Origin of the sequence: Corynebacterium sp. UMB4614 (assembly GCF_030217065.1) — a bacterium.
GTDB lineage: Bacteria > Actinomycetota > Actinomycetes > Mycobacteriales > Mycobacteriaceae > Corynebacterium.
Genome location: NZ_JASONC010000002.1, coordinates 71,488 through 89,922, shown reverse-complemented (window position 1 = coordinate 89,922; position 18,435 = coordinate 71,488). Strand labels below are relative to the sequence as shown.

General features: G+C 65.1%; 16 protein-coding genes. 14 read left to right on the top strand and 2 right to left on the bottom strand.

What is annotated here, in order from left to right; genetic code table 11:
• Positions 1-14 precede the first annotated feature (14 nt).
• Positions 15-875: a peptidylprolyl isomerase gene (locus tag QP413_RS01480; RefSeq protein WP_284757537.1), complete on the bottom strand. Its 861-nt coding sequence runs from the start codon at positions 873-875 to the stop codon at positions 15-17.
• Positions 876-1,019: 144 nt separating this feature from the next.
• Between QP413_RS01480 and QP413_RS01475 the strand changes: the two genes are divergently transcribed.
• Positions 1,020-1,724, top strand: a complete 705-nt coding sequence (locus QP413_RS01475) for an MBL fold metallo-hydrolase (RefSeq protein WP_284780235.1) — start codon at positions 1,020-1,022, stop codon at positions 1,722-1,724.
• Positions 1,725-1,764: 40 nt separating this feature from the next.
• Entirely contained in the window at positions 1,765-3,048 is a 1,284-nt protein-coding gene (gene hisS, locus QP413_RS01470) for a histidine--tRNA ligase (protein WP_070758961.1), read from the top strand.
• A 153-nt stretch (positions 3,049-3,201) separates the two neighbouring features.
• On the opposite strand, the gene QP413_RS01465 is transcribed toward hisS, so the two are convergent.
• A complete protein-coding gene (locus tag QP413_RS01465; RefSeq protein WP_284780233.1) occupies positions 3,202-4,137 on the bottom strand; it encodes a neutral zinc metallopeptidase in 936 nt (311 codons plus the stop codon).
• Between the two features lie 94 nt (positions 4,138-4,231).
• On the opposite strand from QP413_RS01465, the gene aspS reads away from it, so the two are divergent.
• The 12 genes from aspS (at position 4,232) to aroQ (ending at position 18,419) form a co-directional block, all read left to right on the top strand.
• Complete coding sequence (gene aspS / locus QP413_RS01460; RefSeq protein WP_284757530.1) at positions 4,232-6,052, top strand: aspartate--tRNA ligase; 1,821 nt, start codon at positions 4,232-4,234, stop codon at positions 6,050-6,052.
• A 71-nt stretch (positions 6,053-6,123) separates the two neighbouring features.
• Positions 6,124-7,383 (top strand): phosphotransferase, encoded by a 1,260-nt coding sequence (locus QP413_RS01455; RefSeq protein WP_246818081.1) that lies wholly within the window; start codon positions 6,124-6,126, stop codon positions 7,381-7,383.
• A gap of 7 nt (positions 7,384-7,390) precedes the next feature.
• Complete coding sequence (locus tag QP413_RS01450; RefSeq protein WP_284780330.1) at positions 7,391-8,776, top strand: replication-associated recombination protein A; 1,386 nt, start codon at positions 7,391-7,393, stop codon at positions 8,774-8,776.
• 107 nt (positions 8,777-8,883) lie between these two features.
• Complete coding sequence (gene alaS / locus QP413_RS01445; protein WP_284780232.1) at positions 8,884-11,550, top strand: alanine--tRNA ligase; 2,667 nt, start codon at positions 8,884-8,886, stop codon at positions 11,548-11,550.
• 47 nt (positions 11,551-11,597) lie between these two features.
• Positions 11,598-12,065 carry a Holliday junction resolvase RuvX gene (gene ruvX, locus QP413_RS01440; protein ID WP_148813015.1) on the top strand — a complete coding sequence of 156 codons (468 nt, stop codon included), beginning with the start codon at positions 11,598-11,600 and terminating at the stop codon, positions 12,063-12,065.
• Positions 12,066-12,211: 146 nt separating this feature from the next.
• Positions 12,212-13,366 (top strand): endolytic transglycosylase MltG, encoded by a 1,155-nt coding sequence (mltG, locus tag QP413_RS01435; protein ID WP_284780231.1) that lies wholly within the window; start codon positions 12,212-12,214, stop codon positions 13,364-13,366.
• A gap of 28 nt (positions 13,367-13,394) precedes the next feature.
• On the top strand, positions 13,395-14,357 hold the full coding sequence (locus QP413_RS01430; RefSeq protein ID WP_284780230.1) for a shikimate dehydrogenase: 963 nt from the start codon (positions 13,395-13,397) through the stop codon (positions 14,355-14,357).
• A gap of 121 nt (positions 14,358-14,478) precedes the next feature.
• Positions 14,479-14,937, top strand: a complete 459-nt coding sequence (locus tag QP413_RS01425; RefSeq protein WP_284780229.1) for an A24 family peptidase — start codon at positions 14,479-14,481, stop codon at positions 14,935-14,937.
• Positions 14,938-14,970: 33 nt separating this feature from the next.
• Positions 14,971-16,173 carry a chorismate synthase gene (aroC, locus tag QP413_RS01420; RefSeq protein WP_210398539.1) on the top strand — a complete coding sequence of 401 codons (1,203 nt, stop codon included), beginning with the start codon at positions 14,971-14,973 and terminating at the stop codon, positions 16,171-16,173.
• 31 nt (positions 16,174-16,204) lie between these two features.
• Positions 16,205-16,774 (top strand): shikimate kinase, encoded by a 570-nt coding sequence (locus QP413_RS01415; protein ID WP_070758950.1) that lies wholly within the window; start codon positions 16,205-16,207, stop codon positions 16,772-16,774.
• 86 nt (positions 16,775-16,860) lie between these two features.
• Positions 16,861-17,970: a 3-dehydroquinate synthase gene (aroB, locus tag QP413_RS01410; RefSeq protein ID WP_284780228.1), complete on the top strand. Its 1,110-nt coding sequence runs from the start codon at positions 16,861-16,863 to the stop codon at positions 17,968-17,970.
• 17 nt (positions 17,971-17,987) lie between these two features.
• Complete coding sequence (gene aroQ / locus QP413_RS01405) at positions 17,988-18,419, top strand: type II 3-dehydroquinate dehydratase (protein WP_284757730.1); 432 nt, start codon at positions 17,988-17,990, stop codon at positions 18,417-18,419.
• The last annotated feature ends 16 nt before the right edge of the window (positions 18,420-18,435 follow it).

Sequence of the window (18,435 nt, the reverse complement as noted above, 5' to 3'; positions counted from 1 at the left end):
GCTGGAGTAGGGATCTAGCTGACGGTGGCCTTTTCGATCTTGACCTCATCAGCCGGCTTGCCGTCGCCCTCCGGGGCGGCGTCGTAGATCTTGTCCAGGGTGGCCAGGCCCTCGTCGCTGATCTTGCCGAAGACGTTGTACGCCGGTGGCAGCGTGGTGTCCTTCGTGACGAGGAAGAACTGGGAGCCATTGGTGTCCGGGCCGGAGTTAGCCATTGCCAGGGTGCCGCGCGGGTAGGTCAGCGGGGACTGGCTCTCGCCCTCGGCCACACCGTTGAGTGGGAATTCGTCGCCGAACTTGTAGCCCGGTCCGCCCGTGCCCTTGCCGGTCGGGTCGCCGCACTGCAGGATACCCATCTGATCGGACTTCACGTGGCGGTGGCAGACCGTGTTATCGAAGTAGTTCTGCTTGGCCAGCGACTCGAAGCTGTTCACCGAGCACGGGGAGGTGCCGCGGTCCAGCTCGATGGGAATCTCGCCGGCGGTGGTCTTCAGGTTCACCTTCACCAGGCCATCGGTCGGGATGTTCTCGGTGCCCGGCTTATCGACCTGCTTGGCCGCGCCGCCCTCATCCTCGTACTCGCAGCTGACCTGCTTCGGGTAGGCCGTCATCGGGCCGTCTGGCAGCGGCGGGTACTGCTGCTCCTCCTGAGCCTGGGTTTCGGTCTGGTCCTCGGAGTCATCGGAGCCCGTGTAGGTGCTGGCGAAGTAGATGCCGCCCACGATCGCGGCCAGGACCACGACGGTGGTCACCATCACGCCGAGCGGCGCGAGCTTAGCTTTGCGCTCGCGGCCTTTGATCGCCTTGTCGAGGTTATCCAGCGCCTCGTCGCGGCGCTGCGCGTTGGGCATCTTGCGCCCAGTGTTCTCACTCACGTGTTGAACCGGTGCCTTTCTTCCTGCGTGATCATCTTTAGCGTGATCATGGACGATTCGCGCAGAGCCTGGCTGTGGGGCCGCGGGCCTGCGTAACCTTTCCCATTATGCCCTAAGAAAACTATTTTCTGACACGATGGGGGCATGAAGAACTCCGAGAACACTGGTGCAGGGGTGCCCGCACCCACCTTCGAGCTGCTGGGCTTTCCAGCGGGCGCCTTCCAGACCAATTGCTACGTGCTGATCAATGCGGACGAATCCGCAGCACGCGACGAGCAGGGGCGCAGGCCCGCCACAGTGGTGGATCCGGGGCACGGAGCCCACGAGGTGATTAGCAGTGCCGCGAGCGAGCACAACTTCTATGTGGAGTCGATCGTGCTGACCCATGGCCACATCGACCACATGCGAGATGCCGCGGAGTTCGGGGTGCCCGTGCACGTCCACGAATACGACCGTTCGATGCTTGAGAACCCGGGCATGTACACCAACGTCCTCGACTTTGCACGCATCTTCGATACGGAGAACATGCGAGTCCCGGAGGAAATCCGGAACCTCGGCGATGAGATCAGCATCGGTGGTCAAACCTTTACCGTCCACCACATGCCGGGGCATTCGCCCGGATCCGTCATGTTCCGCATCCCGGGGCTGATCTTGGGCGGGGACGTCCTCTTCAACGGCGGCGTGGGACGGACGGACCTGCCTGGTTCGGACCCAGCTGATATGACGCTCTCCCTTAAGCGTCTGTCCGCCGAGTTCGATGACGACGACGTCGTCCTGCCCGGTCACGGTCCGCAGACAACGATCGGTCAGGAAAAGCAGACCAACCCCTTCTTGCACGAGGTGGGGTAGTGCTACGCCCGTGGCGGGCCAGCCACTAAGATCTGGTGGCGTGACTAACTCAGGTGAAAAGAAGTTCCAGCCGCTGCACGCCCCGAAGGGCATTCCGGACTACGTGCCGCCGCAGTCCAGCGAATTCCTGGCGGTGCGCACCGCGTTTCTCGACGCCGCCCACAACGCCGGTTACGAGCACATCGAGCTGCCCGTGTTCGAGGACACCTCGCTGTTCGCCCGCGGTGTGGGGGAGTCCACCGATGTGGTGAGCAAGGAAATGTATACCTTCGCTGACCGGGGTGGTCGCTCGGTGACGCTGCGCCCGGAGGGCACCGCTGGCGTGATGCGTGCGGTGATTCAGCACAATCTGGACCGGGGGCAGCTGCCAGCCAAGCTGGCCTACCACGGTCCGTTTTTCCGCTACGAGCGCCCGCAGGCCGGCCGTTTCCGCCAGCTCCAGCAGGTCGGCGTGGAGGCCATCGGGGTGGACGACCCGGCGCTGGATGCCGAGGTCATCGCCCTGGCAGACCGCTGCTTCCGCTCCATCGGGCTGGACGGCTTCCGCCTCGAGCTGACGAGCCTGGGGGATAGCACCGATCGCCCGGCATACCGCGCGAAGCTCCAGGAGTTCCTGGCCACGCTGCCGCTGGATGAGGAGACCCAGCGCCGCGCGGAGCTCAACCCGCTGCGTGTTCTGGACGATAAGCGCCCGCAGATGCAGGAGATGTTGCAAGACGCGCCGCTGATGAAGGACCACCTCTCCGATTCCTCCCGCGAGCACTTCGAGACCGTCACCGGCCTGCTGGAGGACATGGGAGTGGCGTACACGGTCAACCCGCGCATGGTTCGCGGGCTGGATTACTACACCAAGACCTGCTTCGAGTTCGTTCACGACGGCCTCGGGGCTCAGTCCGGGATTGGCGGTGGCGGTCGCTACGACGGTCTGATGGCTCAGCTCGGCGGCCAGGATCTCTCCGGCATCGGCTTCGGCCTCGGCGTGGACCGAGCCCTGCTGGCGCTCGAAGCGGAGGGCAAGACCGCCTCGACCGGTCGCCGCGTGGACGTGTTCGGCATCCCGATGGGCGATGCCGCGAAGCGCCACATGGTTGGCCTGATCAACGAGCTGCGAGCGGCGGGCGTTGCTGCGGACATGGCCTACGGCAACCGTGGGCTCAAGGGGGCGATGAAGGCAGCCAACCGGGCGAACGCTCAGCTCGCCGTCGTCATCGGCGACCAGGAGCTCGAGGCTGGCACCGTGGCAGTGAAGGACCTGCAGCTTGGGGAGCAGCACGACGTCGCAGTGGCGGACTTGACCACCCACATCCGTCAGCAGCTGGCGTAGTCCCCGGATCACCACGCGGGACTTTCGGCCAAAAAGAACGGCACTGTGCTTTCTCGCACAGTGCCGTTTTCGTTGCCGTGGGTTCTTCGGCCGCCCAGAATGAAGCACTACTGGAGGGCCTTAGCCGATGGCGTGCGCCCAAGCTGATGGCGCTTAGCGGCGGAAGTTCGCCTCGCAGCTGGCCATTGTTCCGCCCTGGTAGCCGCGCAGGAATGCGTCCACGCGCTGCTGGGAGGAGCCGTGAGTCCACTTCTCCGGGTTGACCGAGCGACCGGCAGACTTCTGAATGGCATCATCGCCGATGGACTGGGCAGTTTTCACAGCCTGATCCACCTGGTCCTGTGTGATCGGGTCGAGCATGGCGTCCGGCCCCTTATCTGCCTGGCTAGCCCACAGACCCGCGTAGCAGTCAGCCTGCAGCTCCATCTTCACGGCGTTGGAGTCCTTACCCGGGTTGTTGTAATCGGAGAGACCGAGGTTGCCCTCGAGGTGTTGAATGTGGTGGCCGAACTCGTGGGCGACAACATACATCTGGGCGAACGGGCCATCGGAGCCACCCATCTGCCGCAGCTGCTTAAAGAATGGCGTCGCGAAGTAGGCGGTCTCATCGCCCGGGCAGTAGAACGGTCCGGACTGGGAGGCATCAGCCGCCCCGCAGGCGGTGTTCAACTGACCAGAGCCGATGAAGAGCCCCGGCTTGGTGTACTCAATATTCGCCTCCTGGGGGAGCGCCTCGCCCCAGAAGTCGTCCAGAACCGTCGCGGTGGCCTGGATGCGGCAGTCGTCGTGCTCGTTGGCGTCCTCGTACGTCTTGCAGTGCGCGAGCGCATCCGAGTCGGTCTGCGGGACCTGCACATTGTTGGCCCCGCCGCCAATGCCTGGGATTCCGCCGCCGCTGTTGAGGAAGAAGATCACCAAGCCGGCGATGATGATGCCGGGCAGCCCGAAACGAGCGCCCACCTGACTCACCAACATGTTGATGAGGAAGTTGCCGCCGCCACGGTTTCCGCCGCCGAAGTTGGAGCCCCCGGAATTGCCGCCACCTTGGGCGCGGCCGGAGGAGTCGCCTAGATTTTGATTGAAGGTCACGCCCTAAAGTTTGCCACACTTGTTGATGGACTAAGCTGAAGGGTTGAATTCGACACCTTTTTCAAAGATTGAAAGCATCGGAAGGATAAGCGACGTGCTGCGAACCCATCTAGCAGGCGAACTTCGCCCAGGAGACATCGACTCGGAGGTCACCCTCACCGGCTGGGTAGGCCGTCGCCGAGACCACGGTGGCGTGATCTTCATCGACCTGCGCGACCGTTCCGGCGTCGCACAGGTCGTGTTCCGCGAGTCCGAGGTCGCCGAGCGCGCCCACGCGCTGCGCAGCGAGTACTGTGTCCGCGTCCGCGGTCGCGTGGAGGCCCGTCCGGAGGGTTCCGAGAACCCGAACCTGCCGTCCGGCGCCGTCGAGGTCAACGTCAGCGAGCTCGAGGTACTCAACGAGTCCGCCGCGCTGCCGTTCCAGATCGACGACCCGTCCTCCGCCGGCGAGGTCGGCGAGGAGACCCGCCTGAAGTACCGTTACCTGGATCTGCGCCGCGCCTCCCAGGGCGACGCACTCCGCTTGCGCTCCAAGGCCAACGCTGCGGCTCGCAAGGTTCTCGAGCGCCACGATTTCACGGAGATCGAGACCCCGACGCTGACCCGTTCCACCCCGGAGGGCGCACGTGACTTCCTGGTTCCGGCACGCCTGAAGCCAGGCACCTTCTACGCTCTGCCGCAGTCCCCGCAGCTGTTCAAGCAGCTGCTCATGGTCGCCGGCATGGAGCGGTACTACCAGATTGCCCGCTGCTACCGGGACGAGGACTTCCGCGCCGACCGCCAGCCGGAGTTCACCCAGCTGGACGTCGAGATGAGCTTCGTCGACCAGGAGGACGTCATCGCCCTGGCCGAGGAGATCCTCACCGAGGTGTGGTCCACCGCCGGTTACGAGGTCCAGACCCCGTTCCCGCGCATGACCTACGCTGACGCAATGCGCCTCTACGGCTCCGATAAGCCGGATCTGCGCTTCGACATCCAGATCACTGAGTGCACCGAGTTCTTCAAGGACACGACCTTCCGCGTGTTCCAGAACGAGTACGTCGGTGCCGTCGTCATGGATGGTGGGGCCAGCCAGCCACGCCGCCAGCTCGACGCCTGGCAGGAGTGGGCCAAGCAGCGCGGTGCAAAGGGCCTGGCCTACATCCTGGTGGGCGAGGACGGCGAGCTGTCCGGTCCAGTCGCGAAGAACATCACCGACGACGAGCGCGCTGGTATTGCCGACCACGTCGGTGCGAAGCCGGGCGACTGCATCTTCTTTGCAGCCGGCGACACCAAGTCTTCCCGCGGCCTGCTGGGCGCGGCACGCGGCGAGATCGCCCAGAAGCTGGGGCTCATTGACGACAACAAGTGGGCCTTCACCTGGGTCGTTGACGCGCCGATGTTCGAGCCTGCAGCAGATGCCCGCGCAGAGGGCGATGTGGCTCTTGGCAACTCCGCATGGACTGCCGTGCACCACGCATTCACCTCCCCGAAGCCGGAGTTCCTGGACTCCTTCGACCAGGATCCGGGTTCCGCGCTGGCCTACGCCTACGACATCGTCTGCAACGGCAACGAGATCGGTGGCGGCTCCATTCGTATCCACCAGCGGGACGTCCAGGAACGAGTGTTCCAGGTCATGGGAATCTCCCAGGAGGAGGCCCGCGAGAAGTTCGGCTTCCTGCTCGACGCCTTCGCCTTCGGCGCTCCGCCGCACGGCGGCATCGCGTTCGGCTGGGACCGAATCGTCAGCCTGCTGGGCGGCTTCGACTCCATCCGCGATGTCATCGCCTTCCCGAAGTCCGGCGGCGGTGTCGACCCACTGACGGATGCACCGAGCGAGATCACCCCGGAGCAGCGTAAGGAATCCGGCATCGACGCGAAGCCGAAGAAGGCCGCAGAGGCGCAGGCCGGCGCAGCCAAGACCAGCTCCAAGTAGCGCGAAAAGATAAAAAGACCAGCTGGGTGGCACATGGTGCCGGTCCGTTGGCAATGAGGATGAGTAAACAGGTGTCCGAACACAATCCAGCCCTCTCCGTGGCGGCAGTAGGCGAGTCCGCGCAGCGAGTCCTCGCCGCCCGCTTCGGCGGATCGCCGGAACTGAGCAGCCCGGAGAACCTCGGAGGAAACGGATCCTCCCTGGTCCTGCGCGCTCGGGTCGGGCACAATGACTTCCTCCAGGAACGCACGGTGGTGGTCAAACAGCTACCACCTGAGGCCTCGGGCGAAGATCACTCATCCCTCGGGGACCCGGAGGCTAACCGGTCACGCGGTAGCAGGAGAATCTCCTTCGACCGCACCGGGCTTTTCCGCGAGCTCGTGGCTTATCAGTTCACAAACACCCTGGCTGAGGAATCACGGCCAGGCCCCTTGCTGCTGGCGTATGACATCGAGGAACGCCTCCTGATCCTCTCGGACCTTGGTGAAGGCCAGAATTTCGCTGAGGTGCTCACTCAATTGCCGGCCAAGGATCGCCGCACCGCACTGCGGAAGCTGGGGCGGTCACTCGGTCGCATGCATGTAGCTACCGCAGGTAAAGAGGAGTCCTATGACACCCTCTTCCGCCGCCAGTGCCAGAAGCATGGCTACGACTTTGAGGATGTCGCCGACCAGCAGCCGAAGATTGAGGACACTATCGCGCTCGGACTGGAGCTGATGGAGGGCAACTCAATCGCCATGCACCCGGAGGTCACCCGGTTGGCGAACCTGTCGGCGAAGCGACAGTCGGATGCCACCGCTCGTGCCTTCACTCCGTTCGACCTCATGCCGGATAACATCGTCTTGGCGCAGCGCGTGTTCTTCCTCGACTACGAGTGGGCAGGGTTCCGCGATATTGCCTTCGACGTCGCGTGTGTCATGGCCGGTTTCCCACAGGACCTGACGACCCCGGCCCTGAACGATCAGGAGACCGCCGAGTTCCTCGATGCCTGGCGCGCAGAGGTCGTGCACTACTGGCCGGAGTTCCGGGACGACGCCTACTTCAACGAGGTCCTGGTGGCCTCGCTGGTCGCGTGGGCCTTCTTCTCTCTGGCGCTCCTGTATTACGGTTCCGATAAGGTTAATGACCTGCGCGAATTCGATATCGAGGTCGATGACTTGAAGAAGCTGACGACCGCACAGCTCATCGATCTCGCGACCACCGTGGACGCCGTCTTGCGCTTCACGGCGGGGCTGGGCGAGGAGCGTTTCGCACCCGTCATTGAGCTTGCAGAAAATCTCCTGGCGGCGCTGGCCCCGCTGGGCGCGCACCCGCAGCGACGCGAGGACTAGGCGCGACGTGGAGGACCTGTTCACCCAGGCCGAACCCAACCAGTCTGGGACCGGTGCAGCGGAGGCGGAAGCATACTTTCACCCGGGTTCGCATGCGCCGCTGGCAGTCCGCATGCGGCCGCGAAGCCTGGCTGAGGTGGTGGGGCAGGACCACGTGCTGGGGCCGGGGACCCCGCTGCAGCGGCTCATTGACGGGCGCGGCGACTCCTCCGTCATCCTGTTCGGGCCACCCGGCACGGGCAAAACCACCATCGCATCGCTGATCTCGGCGGCATCCGGACGTCACTTTGTCGCTCTGTCTGCCCTGAATTCCGGGGTCAAGGAGGTCCGGGCTGTCATCGAGGACGCCCGTCGTCGACTGCTCCACGGGGAGCGCACCGTGCTCTTCATCGACGAGGTGCACCGTTTCTCCAAAACCCAGCAGGACGCCTTGCTCGCGGCGGTGGAGAACCGCACGGTGCTGTTGGTGGCCGCCACGACCGAGAACCCGAGCTTCTCCGTGGTCTCGCCGCTGCTCAGCCGCTCGCTGCTTGTCCAGCTGAAGTCTCTGGACGAAGAAGGCATCAAATCCGTGCTGCGTCGCGCCATCGCCGATGAGCGGGGCTTGGCCGGCCAGGTGCAGATCGCTGACGACGCCCTGGGCCAGCTCGCCGCGGTCTCCGGCGGGGATGCTCGACGCAGCCTGACGTACCTCGAGGCCGTCGCCGAGGACGTCCTGCAACAGAACGAGGACGTCGGCGAGGTCCCCACAATCACGGTCGCCGACGTCACCCGCTCCACGAATAAGGCAGTGGCTCGCTACGACCGCGACGGCGACCAGCACTACGACGTCACGAGCGCATTCATCAAGTCCATGCGTGGCTCCGACCCGGATGCCGCGCTGCATTACCTTGCGCGGATGCTCGAAGGAGGGGAGGACCCCCGGTTCATCTCCCGGCGTTTAGTCATCGTCGCTTCTGAGGACATCGGAACCGCGGATCCTACTGCCCTGCAGGTCGCAGTCGCGGCGCACCAGGCGGTGAGCTTCATCGGTATGCCGGAGGCCCGCATCACGCTGGCCCATGCCACCGTCCACATGGCCACCGCCCCGAAGAGCAACGCCGCCTACGTTGGCATCAACGAGGCCATCGCCGACATCCGGGCGGGCAAGGGGGCGATCGTTCCAGCCCACCTGCGCGACGGACACTACAGCGGCGCGAAGGCCCTCGGAAACGCTACCGGCTACCAGTACCCGCACGATGATCCCCGGGGCGTGCTGCGCCAGCAGTACCTGCCGGATGACCTGGTCGAAGCGGAGTACTACCGGCCCACCACTCACGGCCACGAGCGTACGATCCACAGTCGCCTGGACACGCTGCGGGGTATTGTGCGTGGGTCGCGTCCGGGCAAGTAGAATGCCATCTGTAGTTTTAGCTTTCCCCGCGGCACGCAACCCGCAGGAGGCGGTCGGCCCCACTCAGGCCGCCAAGACAACCCGAGACAGATTGAGGTAGCACAACCGTGCAGACGCATGAGATTCGCCAGCGCTTCACCGACCATTTCGTGAAAAGCGGTCACACCGAGGTGCCCAGCGCGTCGTTGATCCTCGACGACCCGAACCTGCTCTTCGTCAACGCGGGTATGGTCCCCTTCAAGCCCTACTTCCTGGGCCAGGAGACCCCGCCGTTCGGCACCGCCACCTCCATCCAGAAGTGCGTGCGCACCCTCGATATCGACGAGGTCGGCATCACCACCCGCCACAACACCTTCTTCCAGATGGCCGGCAATTTCTCCTTCGGCCAGTACTTCAAGGAAGGCGCGATTAAGAACGCGTGGACGCTGCTGACCAATTCCGTTGACGACGGTGGCCTGGGAATGGACCCGGACCGCCTCTGGGTCACCGTCTACGAGGACGACGACGAGGCCGCGCAGCTGTGGCACGACCTTGTCGGTCTACCCACCGAGCGCATCCAGCGCCTCGGGATGGAGGATAACTACTGGCACATGGGCGTGCCCGGACCGTGTGGGCCGTGCTCCGAGATTTACTACGACCGTGGCCCGGCTTATGGTGCGGACGGTGGCCCGGCAGTGGACGATAGCCGATTCATCGAGATCTGGAACCTCGTGTTCATGGAGTTCGAGCGCGGCGAAACCAAGCCCGACGGCAGCTTCGACATCGTGGGCAACCTGCCGAAGAAGAACATCGATACCGGCATGGGCGTGGAGCGCCTCGCATTCCTGCTGCAGGGCGTGGATAACGTCTACGAGACCGACCTGCTGCGCCCGGTGATCGACACCGCCGAGAAGCTGACCGGCACTCGCTACGGCTCGGAGGATAAGGGCGATATCCGCTTCCGTGTCATCGCCGACCACAGCCGTACCGCGCTGATGCTCATCCTCGACGGCGTGACCCCAGGCAACGAGGGGCGTGGCTACATCCTGCGTCGCCTGATCCGCCGCATCATTCGCTCCGCCCGACTGCTGGGTGCTCAGGGGCCTGTCATCGAGCAGCTCCTGGACACCGTCCGCGAGGCGATGACCCCGTCCTACCCGGAGATCGCGGAGAACTGGGAGCGCATCCGCTCCGTGGGCGTGACCGAGGAGAAGGCCTTCCTGAAGACCCTCGAGTCCGGTTCCCAGCTTTTCGAGCAGTTCCTCACGGAGGCCCGCAACAGCGGCGCCACGGTGGTACCGGGCGAGGTTGCCTTCTCGCTGCACGACACCCACGGCTTCCCGATCGACCTGACCCGCGAGATGGCCGAGGAGGCCTCGCTGACGGTCGACGAGGAGGGCTTCCACGAGCTGATGGCCGAGCAGAAGGCTCGCGCCAAGGCTGATAACGCCGCCAAGAAGCACGTCCACGCGGACCTGAGCGTCTACCGCGCATTCATCGACTCTCACCCGACCCACTTCACCGGCTACGAGAACACGGTGGACGAGGGCAAGGTTCTGGGCCTGGTCGTCGACGGCCAGCTCGCCGACCGCGCGTCCGCCGGCCAGCACGCCCAGGTCATCCTGGATCAGACCCCGTTCTACGCTGAGTCGGGTGGCCAGATGGCCGACCGTGGCGACCTCCGCGGCCCAGGTGGCCTGGCTAAGGTCGTGGACGTCCAGAAGATCGCCAAGAAGGTCTGGGCGCACCAGATCGAGGTCACCGAGGGAGAGCTCGCCATCGGAGAGCTCCTCGAGGCCCGCGTCGACCAGAAGTGGCGCCACCAGGCCCGTCAGGCGCACTCCGGTACCCACCTGATCCACGCCGCGCTGCGCGAGGTGCTGGGACCGACAGCCGTGCAGGCCGGTTCCATGAACAAGCCCGGCTACCTGCGCTTCGACTTCTCCTACGGGGATCAGCTGACCGAGAAGCAGCTGCAGCAGATCGAGGAGATCGCGAACTCCGCGGTGGACACTGACTACCAGGTCAATACCATCGAGACCTCCCTGGAGGAGGCCAAGGCGATGGGTGCGATGGCGCTGTTCGGCGAGAACTACGGCAACCAGGTTCGTGTCGTCGAGATTGGCGGACCATTCTCCATGGAGCTGTGCGGCGGTATCCACGTGGACCACTCCTCCCAGATTGGCCCGATCAGCGTGCTCGGTGAGTCCTCCGTGGGCTCCGGCGTGCGCCGCATCGAGGCCTACACCGGAATGGATTCCTTCCGCCACCTCGCTGCCGACCGTTCCCTGGTCGCGAACCTCGCAGCGAATTTTAAGGCCACCAGCGAGGAGATCCCGGAGCGCATCGACGCGCTGACCGCCAAGCTCAAGGCCGCAGAGAAGCAGGTCCAGCAGCTGCGTGCCCAGCAGCTGGCAGCCCAGGTCGGCAGCATCGTGGACAGCGCCGCAGATGTATCCGGTGTGAAGGTGCTGACCCAGAACCTCGGGGAGGGCCTGGGTGCGAAGGACCTGCGTTCGGTGGCGCAGGACGCCATCGCCCGCTTCAACTCCGAGGCGGCGGCCGTGCTCTTCACTGCCCAGGACGGCGAAAAGGTTCCGTTCGTTGCCGCGGCCAACCCGCAGGCTGTCGAGCGTGGGCTGAAGGCCGGCGACCTGGTGAAGGCATTCGGCGCCGAGGTTGGTGGCCGTGGTGGCGGTAAGCCAGCCCTGGCGCAGGGCTCCGGTTCCGATGCTTCCGGTGTCGACGCCGGCCTGGCCGCCGTGCAGCGCCTCGTGAACGAGACCCTGAGCTAGTTCCGCGAGGTCGATCGCCGATGGCATCCGATTTTTCCCGCGAGGAGATTTCGCCAGATCGTCCCGACCCGGAAACCGACCCGGGGCGGGGACGGCGGCTGGCTCTCGACGTCGGCAGTGTGCGGATCGGCGTTGCGCTGAGCGACCCGGATGGCATCCTGGCCTCTCCACTGGAGACGGTCGCCGCCGCCGTCGACGGCTCCGATGTGTCGCGCGTCGTGGAACTGATCGAGGAGAACTTCGTCGTGGAGGTCGTCGTCGGTCTTCCGGTGGCGCTGCGCGGCAACCACACCGCGAGCACCGCGGCAGCCCTCGACTTTTACGAGGACCTGGCCGAAGAGCTGCCCGACCTCCCGATACGGCTCGTCGACGAACGCATGTCCACCATGGCAGCCACCCAGGCCTTTCAGGCCTCCGGGGTGAGCGCCAAGAAGGGTCGGAAGCGGATTGACCAAGCCGCGGCGGTGCACATTCTCCAGGGGTGGCTTGACGCCCGTCGGCGCGTCATCTCGTAATCGAATTGTGATCATGGAATAATGTCCGATGATCGATCCACGATCATCGGATGCATCGCTGTCCTATGGCGATGCTTCGCGTTGCCTTCACGCTTCGAGCGTGGCCGCGCGTTCCGTAGCACCTGAGATCCGAAAGGCATAGTTGCATGACCCTGAAGCGGAGTATGCAACCGAAGTACCGGCGCCGCCGTCAACTGGCAGTCGCGCTGGCTTTGGCGCTCACCCTGCTGTTGGTGGGCATCTCCGGGTACGTCTGGTACCAGCGGTCCGTCGTCGGCCAGCGCGACTACGAGGGTGCGGGCAATGGAACGGTCGTGATGGTCAAGGTCGGCGAGGGGGACAGCCTGTCTTCCATCGCCCCGACATTGGTGGAGAAGAAGATTGTTGGCTCCCGGCGGGCGCTGATGCGCGAGGCCGAAGCCCGGGACGCCAGCCTGCAGACCGGTTACTATCCGCTTCAGGAAAAAATGTCGGCCTCGGCCGCGCTGGACGCGCTGACAGACGACGCTAACCGCCGCGGCGTCGTCGACATCCCGACCGGCCTGCCGCTGGAGGACGTCACCGTCGTGGGCGGGAAGACGCGCGAGGGGATTTACTCGCTGATCTCCGCCCAGACCTGCTCGAGCGAGGATGAGTGCATCTCCTCCGATACGCTGCGCGAAGCCGTGGTCAGCTCCACCCCGGAGGAGTTGGAGGTGCCGCAGTGGGCGAAGGGGGCGGTGGCCGACCGCGCCGATGATCCGCGCCGCATCGAGGGGCTGATCTCCCCGGGCGTGCACCTTTTCGACCCGACCTCGACCCCGCAGGAGATCATGCGCGAGCTGATCAGCAACTCTGCGGCGGAATACGAGGCGACGGGGCTGCTCAAGGCTGCTGAGGCTGTGGGCCTAAGCCCATATGAGATGATCACCGCGGCCTCCCTGGTGGAGCGCGAGGCACCTGCCGGGGACTTCGACAAGGTTGCTCGCGTGATCCTCAACCGACTCAAGGAAGACCAGCGTCTGGAGTTCGACTCCACGGTGAACTACGACGTCGACGAGCAGGAGGTCGCCACGACGGATAGCGACCGCGCTCGCCGCACCCCGTGGAGTACTTATGCGAAGAAGGGGCTGCCGGAGACCCCTATCGCCTCCCCGGGTATTCAGGCGCTGCAGGCGATGGAGCACCCCGCTGAGGGCGATTGGCTCTACTTCGTCACCATCAACAAGGATGGCGAGACCGTGTTCAACCGGGACTTCGATGCCCATGAGGCCGCGATCGAGAAGGCGCGCGCCAACGGCGTGCTGGACTCGGCCCGCTAAGCAATAAGCCAGGAGGAAGAGGAAGCCGATGTCGGAAAGCCAGGATGCCCAGTTGTCTACCGGCGGTGACCCTCAGCCCACTGCGGACTCGGCAGGTGCGAGTGTGCTCAGTCCGGAAGAATTTTTTGCGCTAAGCGGCCCCCGCTGCGCGGTCCTGGGCAGCCCGGTGTCGCATTCGCTGTCCCCGGTGATCCACAAGGCTGGCTACCGGGCCACGGGCCTGGAGCTGGATTACTACCGGGTGGAGGCGCCGGAGGCCCGGGACATCCGGGTGATCGTTCAGGCGCAGGATCCGGACATCCGGGGCTTGTCTGTCACTATGCCGGGCAAGGGCGCAGCACTCGAGCTGGCGGGGCTGGCGACGAAGCGGGCCGAGGATATCGGCTCCGCCAACACGCTGGTGCCGCAGGAGGATGGCCGCTGGCTCGCGGATAACACCGACGTCGACGGTCTCACCGCCTGCCTGAACGCGGTGACAGCCGAGCTCACCGAGCGCGATCCGGAACGAGGCGCACCCTTCGCCGGGCAGACGGCCGTCATTGTCGGTAACGGTGGCACCGCCCGCCCCGCCGTTGCTGCTGCAGCGGCTGCCGGATTCTCCGAGATTAACGTGGTCGCCCGTTCGGAGCGTGCGCTGAACCTGCAGGCGCTCACCGAGTCGCTGGGCATGGAGTTTTCCTGGACCCGGTTCGATGCCCCGGAGCTGGGCCACGTGTGTGGCCAGGCTGCAGCGCTGATTTCGACGGTCCCGGAGGACGTCGCTGCGGAGTACGTGGATGAGTTCTGTCGCGCTGAGTCTGTCATCGACGTGATCTACGATCCTTATCCGACCGCGCTGTTGGCTCAGGCCAAGCAGCAGGGGCTGCCAGTCTCCGATGGTCTGCAGATGCTCGCTGGCCAAGCGGAGGAGCAGTTCCGGCTGTTCACCGGCCAGCAGGCTCCCGAGGGACTATTCTTGGCCGAACTGCACCAGCACCTGGCGCTGGACTAACTCGGAGCCTTATCTTCTCAGCGCAGGCGGGGAAAGAGATTCCTGCGTGGGGGCGCAGGGGACTCTTTGGGGCAGGGGAGAAGACTCTAGGGGAGCAAGATTAAGGGGGGAGCCATCGGTGATGTGCGCTGTGCTTGCCACGCTTGGCGTGGCTGTGGCCTACCTGGGGGTCGTAGATTGGCGGCATCGTCGCATCCCCAACGCTGTGGTGCTCCCCAGCATCCTCTCTGCTGTTGTCGCGGCGTGTGTCTGGCAGCCTTCAGCACTCGTCGGGGGCTCGGTGTGGTGGCTATTGTTCAGCTTCTTCCACCAACGCTCTGTAAAGAACCGCCACGAGGGGAGCGGAGCTCCTGGCCAGTACTTCGGTGGCGGGGACGCCAAGTTTGCGGCGGTGTGCGGCATCCTTGCTGCCTGGCACGGAGTGGGTTGGGTGTTGCTCGCCATCGGCACTTCCGGCGTGCTCACGACCGCCGGGATACTGATCCAGAATCGGGCCAGAAAGGCTCCACCCCATCGGCCTGTCGCCATGGGACCGGCAATGGTTCTGGGTACGCTGCTGGCCTTCGCAGTGTCCTTATAATTGTTCGATAGCTCACATAGTAGACTTGTCGGCATGCTTCGATGGACTACTGCTGGTGAATCCCATGGCCAGGCGCTGATTGCGCTGGTGGAAAACCTCCCCGCTGGGCTGAGCGTGACTCGCGAGGACGTCGCGGAACAGCTCGCCCGCCGTCGCCTCGGCTATGGTCGCGGCGCCCGGATGAAGTTTGAGGCGGACGAGCTGACCTTCGTCTCTGGCGTCCGACACGGCAAGACCCTCGGCAGCCCGGTGGCCGTCATGATTGGCAACACCGAGTGGCCGAAGTGGACCACCATCATGTCCGCCGACCCGGTTGATCTGGAGGACCCGGAGGTAGCCAAGGCGATGGCCTCCGGTCGCGGGGCGAAACTCACCCGCCCGCGCCCGGGCCACGCGGACTTCGCCGGCATGCTGAAGTACGACCACGACGAGGCCCGCCCGATCCTGGAGCGTGCCTCCGCCCGCGAGACCGCTGCCCGCGTCGCCGCCGCCACCTTCGCCCGCGCCCTGCTGCGCGAGGTACTGGGAGTGGAGGTCTTCAGCCACGTCGTCTCGATCGGTCGTAGCGAGCCCTATACCGGCCCCACCCCGAGTTTCTCCGACTTGGAAGCTATCGACGCCTCCCCGGTGCGCGCCTTCGATAAGGCCTCGGAGGACGCGATGGTCGAGGAGATCAAGGCGGCTAAGAAGAGCGGCGACACCCTCGGCGGCATCGTGGAGGTCGTGGTCAAGGGCCTGCCGATCGGCTTGGGCTCCCACACATCCGGTGACGCTCGCCTCGACGCCCAGTTGGCCTCCGCCGTCATGGGGATCCAGGCCATCAAAGGGGTCGAGATCGGCGACGGCTTCGAGGAGGCCCGCCGCCGCGGCTCCGAAGCCCACGACGAGATGGTGCGCGAAGACGGGGAGATCACCCGACTGAGCAACCGCGCTGGCGGGATCGAGGGCGGCATGACCAACGGTGAGGATGTCATCGTCCGCGCCGCGATGAAGCCGATCAGCACGGTCCCGCGCGCCCTACGCACCGTCGACATGGCCACCGGAGAGGCCGCGACCGGCATCCACCAGCGCTCCGACGTCGTCGCCGTCCCCGCAGCAGGAGTCGTCGCCGAGGCGATGGTTGCCCTCGTGCTGGCTCGGGCCACCGTTGAGAAGTTCGGGGGCGATTCCCTCGCCGAGATGAAGCGCAACGTGGCCGCTTATCAACAGCAGGTCGCCGAGCGGCTGGATTTCTAACCGACCCGCGGACAAGGAGGCTTCGCGAAAGATGACTCGACCAGGGCAATCCACACCGGTTAACGCGCAGCACACGGCACCTGGGCAGCGCCCCAAGGTTGTGCTCGCTGGGTTGCCGGGCGCGGGTAAATCCACGATGGGCCGGCGCATCGGGCATGCCCTCCACCTGCCCGTCATCGATACCGATGAGCTCATCGCCGAACGCTTCAACAAGCCCTGCGGCGACGTGCTGCGGGAGCTCGGCGAGGAGAAATTCCGCGCTGCTGAGGAGGAAGCCGTCGCTCAGGCACTGCAGACTAACGCGGTGGTGTCCCTGGGCGGGGGAGCTGTGAAGAGCGCGAAGACCCGCGAGGCCCTCATGAACCACCAAGTCGTCTACCTCTATGTAGACGTCGCTGAGGGCGTTCGCCGTACCTCCGGGAACAAAACCCGCCCGCTGCTGGACGTCCCCAACCCCGAAGAGGTCTATCAGCGACTCTACGACGAGCGCCACGAGCTCTATGAAGAGGTCGCGAGCTTCCGCATCCGCTCCGGCAACCACGACCCGCAGCGGACAGTGACTGCCATCCTGCAGTACCTCGAAGACGCGGAACAGCTCTAGGAGACATCACTGGGCCGTTCACCCGCGGCACTGCCACCACGGCCGACCACCAAACCACCACAGCAATAGAGAAAGAATGTGACAGCGTGACAACGCCTTACTCCGCGCAGCAGCCCACCCCAACGCGCATCGATGTGCGCACCGCTTCGCCGTACCCGGTCCTCATCAGCCGCGGCATCGAGACGATGATCCCGCCGATGCTCGAGGCCACCGAGGGCGCCAGCACCTTCTTGATCATCCACCAGCCGGCCCTGGCTGAGCGTGCAGCCCACGTCGCGAAGTTGCTGGAGGCCGAGGGCAAGGTCGCCGAGCTGTTGGAGATCTCCGACGCTGAGGACGGCAAGACCATTGCATCCGCCGAACGTTGCTGGGATCGCTGCGCAGATGCCGGGCTGACGCGCCAGGACTGCATCGTCTCCGTCGGCGGTGGCGCTGCCACCGACCTCGCCGGGTTCATCGCCGCCACCTGGATGCGCGGTATCCGCGTGGCACACGTCCCGACCTCTTTGCTCGGGATGGTCGACGCCGCAGTGGGCGGCAAGACGGGGATCAACACCACCCGGGGTAAGAACCTCGTCGGTGCCTTCCACGAACCGGCCGTGGTCCTCATCGACCTGGACACCCTCAAGGACCTGCCCCGCGAGGAGCTCATCGCTGGCTCCGCGGAGATCATCAAGGCGGGCTTCATCCGTGACGAGCGCATCATCGAGATCTACGAGGAGGACCCGGCCGAGGCGCTGAACCCCGCCGGTGATGTACTCCCAGAGCTGATCGAGCGGGCGATCAAGGTCAAGGCAGAGGTGGTGGCCCAGGACCTCAAGGAGTCCTATATCCGGGAGATCCTCAACTACGGGCACACCTTCTGCCACGCGGTCGAGCAGCAGGAGGACTACCGCTGGCGTCACGGTCAGGCCGTGGGCGTGGGCATGATGTTCGAGGCTGAGCTGGCCAAGGCCGCCGGTCTCATCGACCAGCAGCTCGTGGACCGGCACCGGAACATCCTGCGCAGCGTTGGGTTGGCGACGACCTATCAGCACTCCGATTTCGACACCCTCATTGAGGTCATGGGGCGGGATAAAAAGAATAAGCAGGGCAAGATTCGCTTCGTCGTCCTCGAGGGACTGGCGAAACCAACCCGGCTCGAGTCCCCGAGCAGGGAACACCTGGACGCAGCGTGGGAGGCGATTTCGCAGTGACCGCACAGGAACAGCAGCTGACGGTGAGCGTGCTCAACGGCCCGAACCTCAACCGGCTGGGCAAGCGCCAGCCGGAGGTCTACGGGGCGACGACGCTAGCCGACGTTGAGGCCCTGATCGCCGATGAGGCGGCACGCCTGGGTGTGGCGGTGGAGTTCTTCCAGAGCAACAACGAAGGCGAGATGCTGGACCGCATCCATGCGGCAGCTGACCAGGGGCATGCGGTGATCATCAACCCGGGTGGCTGGACGCACACTTCTGTGGCGCTGCGCGACGCTCTCGCGGAGGTCGCCGACGGGCAGGGCTTCGTGGAGGTCCACATTTCCAACGTCCACGCCCGCGAGCCCTTCCGTCACCACAGCTACCTCAGCCCCATTGCCCGCGGCGTGATCGCTGGCTTGGGGATCGAGGGATACCTGGCGGCCCTGCGTTACCTCGCGCAGAGCTAGCACCGCCGACGTCTTT